Source organism: Salinimicrobium oceani, assembly GCF_012037645.1.
Genome location: NZ_JAAVJR010001307.1, coordinates 1 through 329, shown reverse-complemented (window position 1 = coordinate 329; position 329 = coordinate 1). Strand labels below are relative to the sequence as shown.

Here is a 329-nt window from a genome sequence, read left to right as displayed (position 1 = left end):
AGGTGGGCTGCGGCTAAAATTCCCGACTCGGTAATATTGATACCATTTACAACTTTATTTGCAAAGCGTTCAATGTCTCTTCTAAGGATCCATTTATTACGGGCAGCATTCGCATAAAATGCAGCTTCCTGCAATTCGGGAGAATTTAAGAAAAGATTAGTATCCTTGATTCCAATCAATTTAAGAGTGCCTCTTCCAAATTGATATTTCCCCATGTAGCCAAAATCATTGATCACCGTATAATCTCCACCCGACTCTTTGAAGCCCAGGGCTTCTTTAAAAGCTACATAAGATTTCCCTAATTCGGGATATGCGCGGAGGCTGGGATC

1 pseudogene is annotated in these 329 nt (G+C 41.3%); it reads right to left on the bottom strand.

What is annotated here, in order from left to right:
* A pseudogene (locus tag HC175_RS21950) lies at nucleotides 1–329 on the bottom strand (peptidoglycan-binding protein LysM); the annotation flags it as partial.